Origin of the sequence: Parvibaculum lavamentivorans DS-1, assembly GCF_000017565.1 — a bacterium.
In the GTDB taxonomy this organism is placed as follows: domain Bacteria; phylum Pseudomonadota; class Alphaproteobacteria; order Parvibaculales; family Parvibaculaceae; genus Parvibaculum; species Parvibaculum lavamentivorans.
In genome coordinates this window covers 293,816-310,775 of the sequence record NC_009719.1, presented here as the reverse complement: position 1 = coordinate 310,775, position 16,960 = coordinate 293,816, and the positions used below count along the sequence as shown (strand labels likewise).

Sequence of the window (16,960 nt, the reverse complement as noted above, 5' to 3'; positions counted from 1 at the left end):
GCCCTCATGTCGGCTTGGTCCGGCTCAGAAGATGCCGGAGAACCAGCCTTCTTTCTTCTGTTTCACGGTCGGGGTCTCGCCCTCGGTCACGGGCTTTCCCTCGGCTTCGTTCTGCTGGATGCGCTGGGTCTCTTCCGTCGGGTTGACGAGGCGCTCGTCGGGCGGCGTGCCCGGCTGCTTCCAGAAGATGACGTTGTCCACGAAGGTCTTGTCCTCTTCCACCAGCGAGCGCGTTTCGGCGTTCACGACCTGGCGGATGCGCGGATCGGCTTCGGCGCCGCCGCTCTGGCTGAGCAGGGCCTGTTCGCCGGCCGAAAGCGTGCTGCTGCCGGAAGAGGCCACGGAGGCATCGCCCATCAGGGCGCGCTGCGCGCCGATGCTCGGCTGAATTTCCATTTCCTGCGGCCGGGGGGCGCCGGGCTGCGGCGGGCGCAGCGAATAATCGGGCGGAATGACCAGCGGCGCCTTGGTGACGATGGCGAATTCGTCCGGTGCGGATTTGCCATAACCGAGCGTGTCCCGGAGGCTTTCGCCGCCGCAGGCAGCGAGCGAGACCGAGAGGGCCGCAAAAAGCCCGGCTTTCGCGCCCCAGCCTGCGACCCGGGAGATATTCGCTTCGATGTTCACGTCCGCAGTCTCCTTAACGATGGCGGCTGATCGCGAGAATATGCCGTTCAGACCGGCGTGCCGCCCGTCTCGCCGTCCGGGCCGTCTTTCTTTTTGCCGGCGCCCACAAGGCCCGGCCATACCGATTCAAGGATGATGAGAATGACGCCCAAAGCTATCCACACATCGGCAATGTTGAAGATATACCAGTAAAAACCGAAGGCGTGAAAACTAAAAAAGTCCGCCACGGCGCCGTAGGCGATGCGGTCATAGACGTTGCCTATGGCCCCGCCGAGGATGAGGCCGATGGCGAGCGCCGTCACCTTGTACTCAACCCGGGCAAGCCAGAGCCCGAGGCCGCAGATCACCAGCAGCGCGAAGCCCGCCAGTATCGCGACCCCCGTCGCCGTTTCGGCCTGAAAGAGCCCGTAGCTGACGCCGTTATTCCAGGCCATGACGAGGTCGAAAAAGGACGTCACCTCCACCCGGCCGCGCCCCGCGATGCCATAGACGTCCAGCATCCACCATTTATGCAGCCGGTCGGCGGCAAAGCCCGCCAGCGCGATCAGGGCGCCGAAAAGCGAAAACGGGCCCCAGAAGGTCTCTCGCGTCGGACGCTCCATCGTTCCTCCCTTGCGGCGTGTTCAGCCGCGCGCGTCATATTCCCGCACCGCCGCCGCATCGCGCAAGGACAGGTCGGGATAATCGGGGTCGGTGCCCACTTCCGGCAGGATGCGCCAGGAGCGCGCGCATTTGCGCCCTTCCGCCAGCTTCGCCACCACGGCGACGCCCGGCACATCGTCGAGGCGGAAGGCATCCGCCGGGCCCTCGCCCTCGATCAATGTCGCCTGGCTCGCAATCGCGAGTTCGGCGAGATCGACGCCTTTCAGCGCGGCGACATAGTCGGGCTTCGAGACATAGACATCCGGCGCCGCTTCGAGGCTCGCGCCGATGCGCTTCTCGCGGCGTTCGACTTCGAGCGCGCCAGTGACGACGCGGCGAAGCTCGCGCACCTTGCGCCATTTGGCAGCCAGCGCCTCGTCCCGCCATTCGGCCGGCGTCTCCGGGAAGGTCCGCAGATGCACCGATGCCTCGTCGCCGGGGAAGCGCGTCAGCCAGACTTCCTCGGTCGTGAAACAGAGCACCGGCGCGAGCCATGCGGTCAGGCGCGAGAAGAGTTCATCCAGCACCGTGCGGCAGGCGCGGCGGCGCAAGCTCGACGGCGCGTCGCAATAAAGCGTGTCTTTCCGGATGTCGAAATAGAAGGCCGAGAGATCGACATTCATGAAGTTCGACAGCGTATGCGTCACGCGCTTGAAGTCGTAATCCGCATAGGCCTTGCGCACCAGATCATCGAGTTCGGCAAGGCGGTGCAGGATCGAGCGTTCGAGTTCCGGCATGTCGGCAACGGCGACGCGCTCCGCCTCGTCGAAACCCGCGAGATTGCCGAGCAGATAGCGGAACGTGTTGCGGAGCTTCCGATAGGCTTCGACGTTCGATTTGATGATCTCGTTGCCGATATTGTGGTCTTCCCAATAGTCGGTGGAAGCCACCCAGAGGCGCAGGATATCCGCGCCGTTCTGTTCCACGATCTTTTGCGGCGCGATGACGTTGCCGAGCGACTTCGACATCTTGCGGCCCTTCTCGTCCATGGTGAAGCCATGGGTGAGAACCTGCTTGTAGGGCGCGCGGCCGCGCGTGCCGCAGCTTTCGAGCAGCGACGACTGGAACCAGCCGCGATGCTGGTCGGAGCCTTCGAGATAGAGATCGGCGGGCGAGGGGATGCCGCGCGCTTCCAGCACGAAAGCATGGGTAGAGCCTGAATCGAACCAGACGTCCAGAATATCCGTCACGCGCTCATATTCGTCGGCATTATGCTCATTGCCGAGGAAGTCGCTTGCCGGGCGCTCGAACCAGGCATCCGCGCCTTCCTTCGCCACGGCATCGACGATGCGCGCGTTCACCTTCTCGTCGCGCAGCAGCGTGCCGTCATCCTTCCGTACAAAGAGCGTCAGCGGTACGCCCCAGGCGCGCTGGCGCGACAGCACCCAGTCGGGCCGCGTCTCGACCATGGAATGGATGCGGTTGCGGTTGCGCGCAGGCACCCAGCGCACCTTCTCGATCTCTTCCAGCGCCACCTGCCGGAAGGGCTTGCCGCCCGCCGCTTCCACCTTCGCATCCATCGCCACGAACCATTGCGGCGTGTTGCGAAAGATGAGCGGCGCCTTGGAGCGCCATGAATGCGGATAGGAATGCTTGACCTTGCCGCTCGCGAGCAGCGCGCCCGCCTTTTCCAGTTCCTCGATCACGGCCGCATTGGCGGTGCCTTCCTTGCCCTGCCGCGTCAGCACGAACTTGCCCGCGAAAAGAGGAACGTGATCGTAATAGATGCCTTCCTCGTTCACCGTCTCGGGAATGTCCTTCGAGCCGAAATTTTCCACCCAGATGATGTAGTCGTCCTGGCCATGTCCCGGCGCGGTATGCACGAAGCCCGTGCCCGCCTCTTCCGTCACATGATCGCCCGCGAGAAGCGGCACATCGAAATCAAAGTAGTCGCCTGCTCCTTCAACGCCACGGAAGGGGTGGGCGCAGACCGTTCCTTTCAACTCGAATCCCGGAACGGACCAGAGCACCTTCCACTCCTCTGGATCAAGCTTAGCTTCACTTAGAAACCGTTCGCGCAGAGCCTCAGCAACCAAATAAACTTGCTGACCATCCGGAGCGTTGTGCGCCAAGAATGTGTATTCCATGCGGGGATTGAACGCGATCGCACGGTTCGCCGGAATGGTCCAGGGTGTCGTCGTCCAGATAACAATATTTACCGGTCCAATCGGGAAGTTTGTTTTGGGCGAACTAGTCGTAACCGGAAACTTCACCCAGATCGTGTGGCTCACATGGTCGTGATACTCGACCTCCGCTTCCGCCAGCGCGGTCTTTTCCACTACCGACCACATCACCGGCTTCGAGCCGCGATAGAGCGAGCCGTTCATCAGGAATTTCTGGAATTCCCGGACGATGCCCGCTTCCGCGTCGAAGGACATGGTGAGGTAGGGATTGTCCCACTCGCCGGAAACGCCGAGCCGCTTGAATTCTTCCTTCTGGACATCGACCCAGCCTTGCGCGAATTCGCGGCATTCGCGGCGGAATTCGAGCGCCGGCACCTCGTCCTTGTTCTTGCCCTGCTTGCGGTATTTTTCCTCGATCTGCCATTCGATCGGCAGGCCGTGGCAGTCCCAGCCGGGCACGTAAGCCGCGTCCTTGCCCATCATCTGCTGCGAGCGGACGACGACATCCTTCAGGATCTTGTTCAGCGCATGGCCGATATGGATGTTGCCATTCGCATAGGGCGGGCCGTCATGCAGGATGAAGGTCTCGCGGCCCTTCGCGCTTTCACGCAGCCGCTCGTAAAGACCGAGCTTCTGCCAGCGCGCCAGCCATTCGGGCTCGCGGGCGGGAAGCCCCGCCTTCATCGGAAAATCGGTCGTGGGCAGGAAAAGCGTGTCGCGATAGTCGCGGCCGGTGGGGTTTTCTTCGGTGGACATGAATGGTCCCGGATATTGGGGTTGCGCGATACTCGAACAGAAACACCCGGCTCAGCCCGCGCGGAACCTGTGCGGTCCCTCAGCGGCCGGCCGGGCCTGTAATTCGCGCTATGATGCCGGGGCGGACCCCCCGGAAACCGGAATGAAAATCGGGCGTGCTCATGGGACGGGTTTCTAGCAGCAGGACCCTTTACAGTCCAGTAAAGGCGCCGCTTCCGGCCCCGCTCCGGGCGCCCTATAGTCCCACCCCATGCGCCATTTGCCCCGCCTTCTCGCCCTTTCGGCCCTCGCCCTCCTTCTCGGCCTCGTCCCGGCGGCGGCGGACACGCTCGCCCGCATCGAGGCCGCGGGCACGCTCCGGGTCGGCCTCACCGGCGACTACAAGCCCTTCTCCTGGGAGGCGCCCCAAGGCCATTTCGAAGGCCTCGATGTGGACATGGCCCGGGCGCTCGCGGACAGCCTCGGCCTCCGCCTCGAAATCGTCCCCACAAGCTGGCCCGGCCTGATGGACGACCTCGCCGCCGAAAAATTCGACATCGGCATGGGCGGCATCTCCGTCACGGAGGAGCGGCGGACCACCGCCTTCTTCTCCACGCCCCTCCTCACCGACGGCAAGACGCCCATCGCCCGCTGCGAAGACGCCGCCCGCTTCCAGACCCTGGATCAGATCGACCGCGAAGGCGTGACGCTGATCGTCAATCCCGGCGGCACCAACGAAAAATTCACCCGCGCGAACATCAAGACGGCGGCGATCATCCTCCACAAGGACAATGCGACCATCTTCGAGGAAATCGCCGAAGGCCGCGCCGACCTGATGATCACCGACGCCATCGAAACGCGGATCATGGCGAAGGAGCATCCCGCGCTTTGCGCGATCCATCCCGACGAGCCCTTCGACCGTTCGGAGAAGGCTTACCTGCTACCACAGGACGAAGCCTGGAAAGCGCGCGTGGATGAATGGCTCGCAGCGATGGAGGCGAGCGGAGAGAAGGCAACAATTTTCGGGAAGTGGGTGGAGTAGTCGGACCATAAAAACTATGTCACCCCCGGGCTTGACCCGGGGGTCCAGAAGCCGCCATCGGCGGCGTCCCCCTTCGCAAGACTCAAAAGAGCCCCGGATAGAGATCGTGCCAGGCTGGATTCGCCTCCTCGATCAACGCGATCTTCCACGCGCGTGACCAGTGCTTTAGATTTTTCTCCCGCTGTATCGCCGTCAGTGCTTCGCTATGCACTTCGTACCAGACGAGATGCTTCACGCCATAACGGCTGGTGAAGCCTTTGTCGATTTCCTCTCGATGTTCGGAGACGCGGCGCTGAATGTCGTTGGTCACGCCCGTATAGAGCGTTCCATTTCGTCCGTTCGCAAGAATGTAGACATAGTAGTCCTTCATGCGCCTCACCCGGAACCCTGGACCCCCGGGTCAAGCCCGGGGGTGACATATTTTTGGGTGGGAGCATGAAGCCCGAGCCTCACCCCGCGATAATCCGCTCCACCGCCCTTGCCTTAAGCGCCAGCTTGCCTTCCGCGTTCGTGAACACCGCCTCCACATAGGCCTGCGTCTTCGACACATTCAGCACATGCCCCTCGCAGGACAAAACACCTTCCGTCACAGGACGGAAGAAATGCATCTGCAGATCGGACGTCGTGAAATTCTGGTCGTCCTTCAGCATGGTCATCAGCGCGAAGGAGCAGGTCTGGTCGGCCAGCGTCGCGAGATAGCCGCCGAAGACGGCAACCGGATTGAGGAAGGACGGATCGACCGGCCAGTCGTAGCGGATGCGGCCCGGCTCCAGCACGGTCAGCTTGCCCGCATAAAGCTTCAGCGCGGCAACATGCGGCGGCGCCTTCTCCATCTCGCCCGCTTCGATCCGCTTCAGAATATTCCCCCAGCTCGGCATCACGTCTCCGTCTATTTCTCTGTGTCCCGGGTTATCGCCGCCGCATCCGCCAGCATCTCCGGCAGCCCGATCAATTCATTGTAGCGCTGGAAGGTGACGCGCGCCTCGCCCGCGGGCAAGCCCTCGCCTTTCAGCAGCGTCGCGTAAACGCCTTCGAGCCGCGCGGTGACGGCTAGCAAAGCCGACACCGGAAAAAGCGCGATCTTGAATCCCAACTCCTCCAGCGCCTTCGCGCCGAGATAGGGCGTCTTGCCGTCCTCGACGATATTGGCGACAAGGGGAACACCCTTGAAGGTCTCCGCGACCTTCCGCAACTCGTCTTCGCCCTGCGGCGCCTCGACAAAAAGAATGTCGGCGCCCGCCTTCAGGAAAGCCTCGCCGCGCCGGAGCGCCTCGTCGAGATCATGCGTCGCCCGCGCATCCGTTCGTGCCATCACCTTGAAGTCGCGGCTCCCGCGCGCTTCCGCCGCCGCGCGGATTTTCGCCGCTGCTTCTTCCAGCGCGACGACTTCCTTGCCTTCCATATGGCCGCAGCGTTTCGGAAAAACCTGATCCTCGATCTGGATGCAGGCCGCGCCCGCCGCCTCATAGGCGCGTGTCAGCCGCGCCGCGTTCAAGGGCCCGCCATGCCCATTGTCTCCATCGGCGATCAGCGGCACAGGCGCCGCCGCGCCCGCAATCGCGCGCACGCGCTCGCTCATTTCCGTGGCACTCACAAGCCCGATATCCGGCACACCGAAGCTCGCGCCCGCAACGCCGAAACCCGTCATGTAGACCACGCGCGCGCCCACCTTCGCCGCCAGCTTCGCCGACAATGCATCATAGGCGCCGGGCGCGACCAGAATGCCGGGCGCCGCCAGAAGATCGCCGAGGCTCGTCATGCTTTTTTCTTCTTTCTTCCCTGTACCGGCTTCGCCATCACCGGCGCCTCGCCCCATTCCGCGCTCACGATGCGTGCCAGGTTCTCCACCGTCCTCGCGCCGAGCCGCGCTTCGAGTTCCGCTTCGAGGCCGCTGACGATTTCCAGCGCCTCCGCCCTCACGCCCGCGCCCTCCGGCGCGAAGGTCACGAGCTTGCAGCGCGCATCCTCGGGGTCCGGCGTCATATAGACAAGCCGCTTTTCCTCCAGCTCGCGCAGCGCCGTGTTCATCGATTGCCGCGTGACGCCGAGCAGCCGCGCCAGTTCGCTCGGGCGGCGCACGCCCGCATGGACATAGACCATGGTCATGGATTCGAGCCGGCGCACGCCGCCATGGCCGCGCGCATCGAGGTTCTTCTGCAAGGCGCCGTCGAACCACATGAAGCGGTTGAGCAATTGCGCCATCAACACGCCGGGCTGTCTTTGCGTCATCGGAATCCCCGCTTGAGCCATTCGTCAGTTTATCTTACATTCTTCCCGGTCATGCAACGGGAGGAAACGCATGCCGAGACTGAGACAAGTGGGCAAGGCGGATGCCGGCCCGCTGGCGCAGCAGATTTACACAATGCTGTTCGGCGAGCGCGACCCGGTGAAAGAGCCCGGTACCGCCACGGGCACGCCCGGCAACTGGTGGACCGTCTTCGCGCTGGTGCCGGACGCCTTCAAGCACACGACCGAAGGCTTCCAGTTCTACCGGAGCAAGAATCGCAAGCTCGATCCGAAGCTTCGCGAACTCGGCCAGATCCGTGCCGGTTTCGCGCGCGGCTCGCAATTCGTCTTCTCGCAGCATTGCAAGGCCTGCCGCGATGTCGGCCTCACCGAGGAACAGATACAGGCGATCCCGCATTGGCAGATCGCCGATTGCTACGCGCCCATCGAGCGCGCGCTGCTTGCCTATACCGACTGCCTCGTGCTGCAGGGCGGCCGCGTGCCGGAAGCGATTTTCGATGCGATGAAGAAGCACCTCTCCGACGAAGAGATTCTCGAGTTCACCTACATCACCGCGACCTATGACATGCACGCCACCATGTCGCGCGCGCTCCGCCTCGAATATGACGATGTGGACGAGCGCGTGGTGGAAATCGCCGCGCCCGCAGGCGCGTCGGCGGACGTCATGAGCATGGTCGACAAGCAAGGGAAGGATTGAAGCATGGGCTATCATCATCTGGCGCTTGCCGCGCGCGACATGAAGGCCATTCACGAGTTCTACGAAGGCGTGATGGGTTTCGAGCTAGTAAAGGTCGAAATCGGCCCCTCGCCGGAAGGCGGCTGGGCCAAGCATTTCTTCTACCGCATGGAAGACGACAGCAAGTTCATCGCCTTCTGGGAAATGCACGACATGCCGGGAACGGAGAATTTCGAGACCAATCTCTCCAAGGCCGCCGGCGTGCCCGACCACATCAACCACATCTCCTTCGACGTGAAGGACCGCGCCGACCTCGAACGCCGCCGCCAGCGTTGGCTCGATGCCGGGCTCGACGTGCTGGAGATCGACCACAACTGGTGCCACTCGGTCTACACGAAAGACCCGAACGGCAATTTCGTTGAATTCTGCCTGACGACCGGCAGCTTCAGCGATGCCGACCGCGAAGAAGCCCTGAGGGCGCTCACCGCCGAAAAACCCGCCTTCTCCAAACCGCCCACCAACATCCAGTTCCACAAGCCGGCGGCTGCGTAAGGCCGGAGACGAATTTCTTCCTCCCTCCCCTTGCGGAATGACAGGTTTCACTTCCCACCCTCCCCTTGGGGGAGGGTCGACAATTTGTGAGCGCAAGCGAAACAAATTTCGGGGCGGGGTCACTGCCCCGCCGCACCCGGCCCGCTATCGATGGAAAATGCCGCCCCGCCGCGACCCCGCCCCAAACGGCCTTCAGCCGTTTGACCCTCCCCCAAGGGGAGAGTGGAAGGAAGGAAGAAGGAAGGAAGATAGCCAACGCCTCTTCCCACCCTCCCCCTGCGGGAGGGTCGACAAAATTCGAGCGTAGCGAAGAATTTTTCGGGGAGGGGTGACTTTCGGAGCGCGGCCGCAAGCTCAGAACGAAAACTTCACCCGTCCTGTCACCATGTAATTCGTGAAACCCGTCTCGCCGATATCCTCGATCCCCGTCGCCAGCCGCGCGTCGATCAGATTGCCCAGCGCCTTCAGCAATATGCCGCTTTCCACGTCGCCGCCGAATTCGCTCTTGAGCGGCACATCGGCGAAGCGCGCCTCGCGGTCGATCCGGTCGAAGGTCCAGTGCGTCGCGACGCTGGCGAAGGGTTCCACCTTCGAGAAGAAGTGCGTTTCGGGCAGACTGTAGGTGAAGCCGTTCTTGTAGGTGGCGCGGCCGCGCGAGCGCGCCTCGCCCGCCGCCTCGCCCGATGTCACCTGCAAGCGGCTCATGCTCAGATGCCCGGCCGGCCGGAAGCGCAGCGCGCCGAATTCCCACATCCCCTCGATGCTCGCCCCCGAAAAGAGGCTGCTGCCGCCATAGGCGACGGACTGGTCGCGCGTCTCGACATGATCCGTCCGGTAGCCCGCGCCGCCATAGGCGCGCAGCCTTACATTCTCGCTCATCGCATAGGAGATGAAGGGCGAGACGAGCAGGGACTCGCTGCCCCAGGGCCGCGCCCCATCGCGCCAGCCCCGCCCCCAGGTCATGGTGGCGCCGAGTTTCGTCGCCTCGCCGAGCGGCCAGGCCGCACCGCCACTTACCGCCACGCGCTGCTTCAGCGCCTCCAGCGTCCATTGCCCGCCGGTGCGGCTCCAGACCTGTGTGCCCTCCGGCAGAAAGGCGCGCGCGCTGCCGAGCAGCATGTCGTCGGCATAGCCGGTCGCGATCCGCGCGAAGGGAATGATGTTGCTGTCGCCTTCCACTCCCGCATTCTCGACCACCGGCTTCCCTGCCGGCTGGACGAAGCGTTCCGCGATCCGCTTCGCGTCCTTGTCGGCGAGGCGCTTCTTCGGTTGCCGCACCTTGCCCGCGCGGCGGTCGAGCCAGTCCATCTCCTTGTCGGAGACCCAGCCCGTCCGCATCCGCTGCGGCGCCTGCGGGCGGATGCCGGAAGGCGGCAGCGTCCGGCGCAGCACCGCGTTGAAGCGGTCGGCCTCCGCCTCGCCGATCCTGTTGTTCGCGCGCTGTGTATGAACGACCGCGACCTGCCAGCCATGAACGATGCGGCGGATATAGCGCAGGTAGAAATCGCGGCGCGCTTCCGGCTCGTCGAGATGCGGCGGTGTGGCGCGCGGTGCTGCTGCGCGCATTTCGTCATAGCCCGCGCGCCAGCCTTTCTCGATGGCAAGGCGCAGCGCGTTTTCAAAGACGCCGATGGGCAGGCCCGTGGCTGCCGCCGCGGCGTCCGGCGCGCAGCCGAGGCAGCGGGACTTCTCGATCAGGATGCGCTGCGTGATGCCCTTCGTCTCGTGAATGTCGGGCAGCGGCGGCAGCGACTTTACCGGCGGCTTGAAAACGATGGTGGAGATCGGCGGCGGCTTCGGCCGTCCCGCGGGCGCGCCCTCCAGCGCGCGTTCATGATCCTCGAGCACGGCAAAGTGGTCGGCGAAAATCGCCGCGTCGGGAGTGCCCTGGAAAGCGGCATGGGCGGGCATCGAAAAGAGCCCGCACAGAGCCCCGCAAACTAGCGCATGGAAGATGACAGCGCGGAACCGCCGCACAAATATCGTCATGACGCGACCCTTCGCATCATCGGGTTGTAAGGTGGTCCGGCTATGCGCAGAAGTTCCCGCCCCTGAGCCCGGCTCCGGTATCAATCTAGGAGCGCGCGTGGTTAACAGAAAACTAAAATCTCGCCCCGCACCCTTGCCGGGGTGCATTTTCCGGTCTCCCGGCGGCGCGTGCGGGAGTTAGGTTCCATAAGTTTCATTTCATCTGTATGCGGATTTATTTCGCGGGCTTGCCCCTGCCCTGGCGGCCGCGCGCGGCGCCGCCGGTTTATCCCCGGTATTATGGGACGAGATGGTTGCGCCTGTTGAAAATAATAGGCGCGGGGGATTTCAGCGTGCCCGCCCTTCGCCCTCTCATCGCCTCTCCGAAAAGCCGCGTGACGGTTTCATGACAGTTCGATGACAGTGGACGCAAAAGCGGGGACAAGTATGCCTTGTCCCCGCTGGCCGAAAGGTCTAACCGTCCTTCTACGGTGCTTCAGGAAACCTTGTCCAGAACGCGCCCGAACTTCTCGAAAATCTCGTCGAGATGCGTTTCCTCCGCGATCAGCGGCGGCGACACGGCGATGGTGTCGCCCGAGACGCGAACCATCATGTTTTCCTCGTGGAACGCCACCCGCATCGCATCGAAACCGCGCTTGCCGGGCAATCCCTCGACAGGCGCTAGATCGAATGCCGCAACGAAGCCGATGGTGCGGATGTCCTGCAGCAATGCATGTCCCTTGAGGCTCATCGCCGCTTTCGCGATATAGGGTTCGAGCTTCTTGGCGCGCTCGAATAGGCCTTCCTCGCGATAAAGATCGAGCGTCGCAAGGGCTGCCGCCGCGGCAAGCGGATGTCCTGAATAAGTATAGCCGTGGAAGAGATCGATCACATGATCGGGGCCCGTCTGGAAGGCGTCGTAGACATGCTTCCTGACGACGCAACCGCCCATAGGCACGGTGCCCGACGTGATGCCCTTCGCAAAGGTCATGATGTCGGGCGTGACACCGAAGCGTTCCGATGCCGTCGCATGGCCAAGCCGTCCGAAGGCGGTGATGACCTCGTCGAAAATCAAAAGGATGCCGTGTTTATCGCATAATTCGCGCAGCCTCTTCAGATAGCCGACAGGCGGCGGCAGCACGCCGGTCGAGCCCGCCATGGGTTCGACGATCACTGCCGCGATGGTCGAGGCGTCGTGCAGATCGACCATGCGCTGCAGTTCATCCGCCAGATGCGCGCCCCATTCCGGCTCGCCGATGGTGAAGGCCTGCTCGGCGCGATTATATGTATGCGGAAGATGGTCGGTGCCGGCGAGGAGGGGGCCATAGAATTTCCGGTTCGCCACCATGCCGCCGACCGAGATGCCGCCGAAGCCGACGCCGTGATAGCCGCGCTCGCGGCCGATCAGCCTTGTGCGCGTGCCCTCGCCGTTCGCGCGGTGATAGGCGATCGCCATCTTGAGCGCGGTGTCGGCTGCTTCCGAGCCCGAGTTGCAGAAGAAGACATGATCGAGATCATTGGGGGCAAGCGAGGCGACGCGGCTTGCGAGCTCAAAGACTTTCGGATGGGCGAACTGGAAGGACGGCGCGAAGTCGAGTTCCGCCGCCTGTTCCTGGATCGCCCGCACGATGGGCTCCCGGCAATGCCCCGCATTCGAGCACCAGAGGCCCGCCGTCGCATCCAGCACCGGCGTCCCGTCCGGCTTGAAATAATGCATGTCCTTCGCCCGCGAGACGATGCGCGGCTCGCGCTTGAACTGTCTGTTCGGCGTAAAGGGCAGCCAGAAGGATTCAAGATCGTTCGGCGTAGCGTCGGCGGCACTCATGCATTGCTCCTTGGGAAAACTTTTCGCGATTGAAAGTCGGCGCGGGCGCGAAAGCAAGCGGCTCCGTGCGTGACTCTTATAAATCCGTTTAGTATCTTAAACGAATGGCTGGAGATGCACGACGCGCGCACCGCTCCGCCCCCGGGGCAGACGCTCCTGAGGGCGAAGAAAAAGGCCCGGATATCGGCGCCCGCTTGCGGGAGCTGCGGGTGATGCATGGCTTTTCGCAGCGGGAACTCGCGAAGCGCGCCGGCGTCACCAACGGCACGATTTCGCTCATCGAGCAGAACAGGATCAGCCCTTCGGTCGGCTCTCTGAAGAAGGTGCTGGACGGCTTTCCGATTTCCATTGCCGATTTCCTGACGCTCGACATGAAGCCGCGCGCGAAGGTTTTCTATCAGGCGAAGGAACTGCGCGAGATCGCGGGCGGACCTGTGTCGCTGCGCCTGCTCGGCCGCGATACGCGGGGCCGCGCCATCCAGATGATGCATGAACGCTATGCGCCGGATGCCGATACGGGCGACGAGATGCTTTCCCATGCGGGCGAGGAATGCGGCATCGTCATCTCGGGCGTACTGGAGCTTACCGTGGGCGGAGAGGTTCGCCGCCTGGTCGCGGGCGACGCCTATTATTTCGACAGCCGCCTGCCCCACCGCTTCCATAATCCGGGCACGATAGACTGCGTGGTCGTTTCGGCCTGTACACCGCCAAGCTTCTAAGCCCCTGCATATAAAAAGAAAAATGACGCCCAACGGGCGCGACCGTCCGTCGCAGGGGTATCTCCTTGCGAGGCGCGAAGCCTCTTCCTATCTCCCTATTGTTCCCTCTGATGGCTCGGGCCCTCTCCCTCCCTCCCCCCAGACAGGGCCCGTCAGTTATCTCTTGGCCCTCCCCGCGAAAGCAGGGAGGGCTTTTTTATGCGAGGCGTCAAACTTCGTTCTTCCCTGCCTTTTGCGCGCTTTCGCGTTCGGCCCAGCCGAAGATGCCTTTGGACATAAGCGACAGTTCCGCCTTGCGGCGCGCGCCATAGACATTGGCGCGGGCCATGTGGGCATCGCGGTTTTCCGGCTCGGCGAGGGCGGCGGCTTCGACAAGGTGGCAGGCGAGGCGCATGTCCTCTTCGCGGCCGCTTGCGGCGAGCGTTTCCGCACGGGCAACGAGTTTCGCGACGCCGCCCGCAAGCGCGGCAATTTCGGATGCGAGCGCCGCATCCGGCGCCGGCTTCAGGCGCGAGGGATTGCCGTCATACCAGCCGCCATAGAGCCGCCAGATATTGTGGATGATGAATTCGGGCTCGTCATAGACGGGCTTCAGATAGGGCTTGTCCATGAAGCTCTGCGGCAGCTTGATGCCGTGGATGAGATCGTCGAGGCGGGCGCCCGCATTCATCATTTCGAGCGAGCGCGTAACGAGAATTTCGAGCGCCGACGCAATGGTGTCGAGCACGCCGGCGATACGCGCCTTCCCTGCAATCGGAAGCCCATGGGCGGGCAGCAGCAGCTCCGGCTCCATCGCCGCCATTTCGCGAAGCGCGCGCGCCCATTCGAGCGGGAAACGCTGGACCTTTTGCGGGTTGCCCGCGTTCGGGAAAACCCAGGTGACGAAATCGCCGGAGCAGATCGCCTTGTGTTCTGGCACCCACGCCCAGAGATGATCGTCGGTCTCGCCGATTGCATGGCGCAGCTCGAAGCGCGTGTCGCCAGCGCGGAATTCCATGCGGTCGCGGAAGGTTGTGTCGGGCTGGACCCATGGGTCGGGGCCGAAGCGGCGGGCGGCCGGCTTGCCGCCGGGCCCGCCACTGCCCATGCGGAGTTCGGTCGCGGGCGCAAACTGGCGCGCATTGATGGTGAAGTTGTAGCCATTGGTCAGTTCGTAGCGGCGAAAGCGCGGCGAGACATTTTCATGGCCGATAACCTGCGGGCGCGGCCTGTTGCGGTCGCACGCCTCGCAGAGAATGGCGCCGGTGCCGCCGACATGGTCGGCATGGCCATGCGTATAGCAGACATGGGAGACGGGCTCGTCCGTCCAGCCGCGCAACGACTTCATGACGCCGCCCGCAAAGGCTTCGAGGCTGGTATCGAAAAGCACGATCCCGTCGCCGGTGCGGAAGGCGACCACATGCGAGAAAGCCTCGATCATGGCAATGCCGGGCGCAACCTCGGAGAGTTCCGTCGTCGGACGGTTCACGAGGCCCGCGCCTTCATAGATGTCATTGTCGATGTAGCGCGCGGAAAGCGCGAGAAGATCGGCCATCATTGCCCCCTGTTGGTTTCAGCAAAGGTCAGGCAAAGCAGGGCCATTGTCGACAGGCTCGCGCAGGAATTCCATGAGGCGGAATTCATGCGCGAGCCTGCGAGCCGTCTCTATTTCGGATTGAGCCCCAGCATGTTGGCGATCACCTTGTCGAGCGTGCGCTTGGGGGCGAAGCGCATCAGGGCCTTTTCGGCGAGGCGGCCTTTCACGGCCGCATAGCGGACCTTGGGGCTCGGCGTCGTCAGCGCCTTCAGGATCAGTTGGCCGAGCTTTTCGGCAGGCAGGCCCTCGCGGCCCTGACCGATAAAGACCCTCTGGAATTTTTCGAGGATCGGCAGGTAGGGCGAATTGCCGTAGCGCGAGATGTCGATCTCTTCCGCCTTGTCCCAGATTGCCGTCTTGACCGGGCCGGGGCCGATCACGATGACGTCGATGCCGAAGAGCATCAGCTCGCGGCGCAGCGCCTCGGAGAAGCCCTCCAGCGCGAATTTGGACGCCGCGTAGGGACCGATAAAGGGCATGGCGCGAATGCCGCCAACCGACGAGATATTGACGATGCGGCCGGGCTTGCCCTTCAGCGATTTGTCGGCGCCGAGCAGCGGCGCGAAGGCTTGCGTGACGAGGAAGGGGCCGGTGACGTTCACTTCCATCTGCTTGCGGAAATCGTCCGGGTCCACCTCAAGGAGCGGACCGGAGACGGCGATGCCAGCATTGTTGACGAGGCCGGTGAGCGTTTCGCCCTTGAGCGCCGCGCGGACCTGTGCGGCGCCCTGCTTCACGGCGGCTTCGTCCGTCACGTCGAAGAGAAGCGGTGTGAAGAGGTCGCCCAGTTCCGCCTTGAGGCGCGCGGCATCGGCTTCCTTGCGGACGGAGCCGAAAACATGGAAGCCCGCTTTCGCGGCAACAGTTGCGGCGGCGTGACCGATGCCGGTCGATACGCCGGTGATGACGATGGATTTCATGGCTTGCTCCCCCAATGACCGGAAACGATCAGATGGTCATGTTCTCTCAAAGGTCAAGATCGTATCTGACCCAATTCCCGCGAGAAGCGACCTTATCGTAAAGGGCCTGCGCCGTGGCATTGTCCGAGCCCGTCTGCCAGTAGAGGCGGAGCCAGCCTTCGGCGCGTCCTTTTTCCGCCAGTGCCTCGATAAGCGCGCGGCCGGCACCCCGCCCTCGCGCGTTTTCATTCACGAAGAGGTCCTCGAGATAGCAGACCGGCTTCGGGCTCCAGGTGCCTGGATGGAGGATCGCATGGGCGAAGCCGAGCGGCGCGCCCTCTCCCTCCGCGATGAGGCCGATATGGTTCGGCGCGGGCGCCAGAAAGCGCGCCCATGTGTCGTTGCTCGTTTCAGGCGGCAGGGTGGTTTTGTAGAAAGCAAGATAACCGCCCCACATCGCATCCCAGGCGGCGCGGTCGGATGCGGCGAAGGGACGGATGCGGAGCGATTTTTCCATATGCGTCAGGAGGCGGTCGCGCCGCCATCGATGACCATGGTCTGTCCGGTCATGAAGGCACCGGCCGGGCTCGCCAGGAAGACGGCGGCGCCGGCGATTTCATCCGGCATGCCGATGCGCTTCAGCGGCGCGCCGGCGGTGGAACGTTCGAGAATTTCGGGATTGTCCCACAGCGCCTTCGCGAAATAGGTCTTGATGAGGCCCGGCGCGATGCAGTTCACGCGAATGTTCGAGGGGCCATATTCGACCGCGAGATTACGCGCGAGCTGCATGTCGGCAGCCTTGGAGACGCAATAGGCGCCGAGGATCGGCGAACCGCGCAGGCCGCCGATGGAGGAGACGATGGTGATCGAGCCGTCCTTCCGCTCGACCATCTGCGGCAGCACCATATGCGCCAGCCAGTGGTTCGACTTGATATTGGCGCCCATGATCTTGTCGAAGGCGTCATCGGGCAGGTCCTTCGAGGGGCCGAAATAGGGGTTCACGGCCGCGTTGCAGACCAGGCTGTCGACGCGTCCCCATTCCTTCATCGTCGTGTCGACCAGGCGCTGCAGGTCGGACTTTTCCGAGATGTTGCAGGGGACCGCGATGGCCTGGCCCGCATATTTGGCGTTGATCTCGCCCGCCACCTTTTCGCAGGCATCCGCCTTGCGGCTCGACACCACGACCTTCGCGCCGTGCTCGGCCATGCGATGGACGATGGCCTCGCCGATGCCCTTGGTCGAGCCGGTGACGATGGCCACTTTTCCGCTCAGGTCGAACAATGTCATGTGTCGCCTCCCCTTAATCTTATTGTGGGTTTTCCGTAATCG

General features: G+C 63.4%; 17 protein-coding genes. 4 read left to right on the top strand and 13 right to left on the bottom strand.

Translation table 11 applies throughout. The features are described 5' to 3' along the window. Positions 1-24: 24 nt before the first annotated feature. Genes PLAV_RS01485 through ileS form a run of 3 tightly spaced genes read right to left on the bottom strand, consistent with a single transcriptional unit; the run spans position 25 to position 4,148 of the window. Positions 25-627 (bottom strand): DUF3035 domain-containing protein, encoded by a 603-nt coding sequence (locus PLAV_RS01485; protein WP_011995203.1) that lies wholly within the window; start codon positions 625-627, stop codon positions 25-27. A 47-nt stretch (positions 628-674) separates the two neighbouring features. Continuing rightward, a complete protein-coding gene (gene lspA, locus PLAV_RS01480; RefSeq protein WP_011995202.1) occupies positions 675-1,229 on the bottom strand; it encodes a signal peptidase II in 555 nt (184 codons plus the stop codon). Positions 1,230-1,250: 21 nt separating this feature from the next. Continuing rightward, positions 1,251-4,148 (bottom strand): isoleucine--tRNA ligase, encoded by a 2,898-nt coding sequence (gene ileS, locus PLAV_RS01475; protein WP_011995201.1) that lies wholly within the window; start codon positions 4,146-4,148, stop codon positions 1,251-1,253. Positions 4,149-4,398: 250 nt separating this feature from the next. Between ileS and PLAV_RS01470 the strand changes: the two genes are divergently transcribed. Continuing rightward, on the top strand, positions 4,399-5,169 hold the full coding sequence (locus tag PLAV_RS01470) for a transporter substrate-binding domain-containing protein (protein WP_011995200.1): 771 nt from the start codon (positions 4,399-4,401) through the stop codon (positions 5,167-5,169). An 82-nt stretch (positions 5,170-5,251) separates the two neighbouring features. On the opposite strand, the gene PLAV_RS01465 is transcribed toward PLAV_RS01470, so the two are convergent. The 4 genes from PLAV_RS01465 to PLAV_RS18620 form a co-directional block, all read right to left on the bottom strand. Next, positions 5,252-5,539: a GIY-YIG nuclease family protein gene (locus PLAV_RS01465; protein ID WP_011995199.1), complete on the bottom strand. Its 288-nt coding sequence runs from the start codon at positions 5,537-5,539 to the stop codon at positions 5,252-5,254. Positions 5,540-5,618: 79 nt separating this feature from the next. Then, positions 5,619-6,047, bottom strand: a complete 429-nt coding sequence (locus PLAV_RS01460; RefSeq protein ID WP_011995198.1) for a PaaI family thioesterase — start codon at positions 6,045-6,047, stop codon at positions 5,619-5,621. Positions 6,048-6,058: 11 nt separating this feature from the next. Next, positions 6,059-6,928 carry an isocitrate lyase/PEP mutase family protein gene (locus PLAV_RS01455; RefSeq protein ID WP_011995197.1) on the bottom strand — a complete coding sequence of 290 codons (870 nt, stop codon included), beginning with the start codon at positions 6,926-6,928 and terminating at the stop codon, positions 6,059-6,061. After that, positions 6,925-7,398 (bottom strand): MarR family winged helix-turn-helix transcriptional regulator, encoded by a 474-nt coding sequence (locus tag PLAV_RS18620; protein ID WP_011995196.1) that lies wholly within the window; start codon positions 7,396-7,398, stop codon positions 6,925-6,927. Before PLAV_RS18620 ends, PLAV_RS01455 begins: the two co-directional genes overlap by 4 nt. A gap of 70 nt (positions 7,399-7,468) precedes the next feature. Here PLAV_RS18620 and PLAV_RS01445 point away from each other — a divergent pair, with 70 nt between their 5' ends. Then, the gene (locus PLAV_RS01445) at positions 7,469-8,113 is read left to right on the top strand and encodes a carboxymuconolactone decarboxylase family protein (protein WP_011995195.1); all 645 of its coding nucleotides are present in this window, start codon (positions 7,469-7,471) and stop codon (positions 8,111-8,113) included. 3 nt (positions 8,114-8,116) lie between these two features. Next, complete coding sequence (locus PLAV_RS01440; protein WP_011995194.1) at positions 8,117-8,644, top strand: VOC family protein; 528 nt, start codon at positions 8,117-8,119, stop codon at positions 8,642-8,644. Between the two features lie 354 nt (positions 8,645-8,998). Here the strand turns inward: PLAV_RS01440 and PLAV_RS01435 are convergent, their stop codons facing one another. Together PLAV_RS01435 and aptA are read right to left on the bottom strand one after the other, a co-directional pair. After that, the gene (locus PLAV_RS01435; RefSeq protein ID WP_041535791.1) at positions 8,999-10,633 is read right to left on the bottom strand and encodes a hypothetical protein; all 1,635 of its coding nucleotides are present in this window, start codon (positions 10,631-10,633) and stop codon (positions 8,999-9,001) included. A gap of 475 nt (positions 10,634-11,108) precedes the next feature. Next, positions 11,109-12,437 carry an omega-aminotransferase AptA gene (aptA, locus tag PLAV_RS01430; RefSeq protein ID WP_011995192.1) on the bottom strand — a complete coding sequence of 443 codons (1,329 nt, stop codon included), beginning with the start codon at positions 12,435-12,437 and terminating at the stop codon, positions 11,109-11,111. 104 nt (positions 12,438-12,541) lie between these two features. On the opposite strand from aptA, the gene PLAV_RS01425 reads away from it, so the two are divergent. Beyond that, positions 12,542-13,156 carry a cupin domain-containing protein gene (locus tag PLAV_RS01425; RefSeq protein WP_011995191.1) on the top strand — a complete coding sequence of 205 codons (615 nt, stop codon included), beginning with the start codon at positions 12,542-12,544 and terminating at the stop codon, positions 13,154-13,156. A gap of 208 nt (positions 13,157-13,364) precedes the next feature. On the opposite strand, the gene PLAV_RS01420 is transcribed toward PLAV_RS01425, so the two are convergent. The 4 genes from PLAV_RS01420 to PLAV_RS01405 form a co-directional block, all read right to left on the bottom strand. Beyond that, positions 13,365-14,693 (bottom strand): alkyl sulfatase dimerization domain-containing protein, encoded by a 1,329-nt coding sequence (locus PLAV_RS01420; protein ID WP_202943995.1) that lies wholly within the window; start codon positions 14,691-14,693, stop codon positions 13,365-13,367. Between the two features lie 107 nt (positions 14,694-14,800). Next, a complete protein-coding gene (locus tag PLAV_RS01415) occupies positions 14,801-15,652 on the bottom strand; it encodes an SDR family oxidoreductase (RefSeq protein ID WP_011995189.1) in 852 nt (283 codons plus the stop codon). A gap of 46 nt (positions 15,653-15,698) precedes the next feature. Continuing rightward, complete coding sequence (locus PLAV_RS01410) at positions 15,699-16,148, bottom strand: GNAT family N-acetyltransferase (protein ID WP_011995188.1); 450 nt, start codon at positions 16,146-16,148, stop codon at positions 15,699-15,701. 5 nt (positions 16,149-16,153) lie between these two features. Beyond that, positions 16,154-16,918, bottom strand: a complete 765-nt coding sequence (locus PLAV_RS01405) for an SDR family oxidoreductase (protein WP_011995187.1) — start codon at positions 16,916-16,918, stop codon at positions 16,154-16,156. Between the last annotated feature and the right edge of the window lie 42 nt (positions 16,919-16,960).

Bases quoted from the DNA above. Each gene is read 5' to 3' on its own strand.
- PLAV_RS01460 (WP_011995198.1), bottom strand. From the start codon at position 6,047: ATGCCGAGCTGGGGGAATATTCTGAAGCGGATCGAAGCGGGCGAGATG.
- PLAV_RS18620 (WP_011995196.1), bottom strand. From the start codon at position 7,398: ATGACGCAAAGACAGCCCGGCGTGTTGATGGCGCAATTGCTCAACCGC.
- PLAV_RS01470 (WP_011995200.1), top strand. From the start codon at position 4,399: ATGCGCCATTTGCCCCGCCTTCTCGCCCTTTCGGCCCTCGCCCTCCTT.
- PLAV_RS01410 (WP_011995188.1), bottom strand. From the start codon at position 16,148: ATGGAAAAATCGCTCCGCATCCGTCCCTTCGCCGCATCCGACCGCGCC.
- PLAV_RS01455 (WP_011995197.1), bottom strand. From the start codon at position 6,928: ATGACGAGCCTCGGCGATCTTCTGGCGGCGCCCGGCATTCTGGTCGCG.
- PLAV_RS01465 (WP_011995199.1), bottom strand. From the start codon at position 5,539: ATGAAGGACTACTATGTCTACATTCTTGCGAACGGACGAAATGGAACG.
- PLAV_RS01425 (WP_011995191.1), top strand. From the start codon at position 12,542: ATGGCTGGAGATGCACGACGCGCGCACCGCTCCGCCCCCGGGGCAGAC.
- PLAV_RS01415 (WP_011995189.1), bottom strand. From the start codon at position 15,652: ATGAAATCCATCGTCATCACCGGCGTATCGACCGGCATCGGTCACGCC.
- PLAV_RS01420 (WP_202943995.1), bottom strand. From the start codon at position 14,693: ATGATGGCCGATCTTCTCGCGCTTTCCGCGCGCTACATCGACAATGAC.
- aptA (WP_011995192.1), bottom strand. From the start codon at position 12,437: ATGAGTGCCGCCGACGCTACGCCGAACGATCTTGAATCCTTCTGGCTG.
- PLAV_RS01445 (WP_011995195.1), top strand. From the start codon at position 7,469: ATGCCGAGACTGAGACAAGTGGGCAAGGCGGATGCCGGCCCGCTGGCG.
- PLAV_RS01440 (WP_011995194.1), top strand. From the start codon at position 8,117: ATGGGCTATCATCATCTGGCGCTTGCCGCGCGCGACATGAAGGCCATT.
- lspA (WP_011995202.1), bottom strand. From the start codon at position 1,229: ATGGAGCGTCCGACGCGAGAGACCTTCTGGGGCCCGTTTTCGCTTTTC.
- PLAV_RS01405 (WP_011995187.1), bottom strand. From the start codon at position 16,918: ATGACATTGTTCGACCTGAGCGGAAAAGTGGCCATCGTCACCGGCTCG.
- ileS (WP_011995201.1), bottom strand. From the start codon at position 4,148: ATGTCCACCGAAGAAAACCCCACCGGCCGCGACTATCGCGACACGCTT.
- PLAV_RS01435 (WP_041535791.1), bottom strand. From the start codon at position 10,633: ATGACGATATTTGTGCGGCGGTTCCGCGCTGTCATCTTCCATGCGCTA.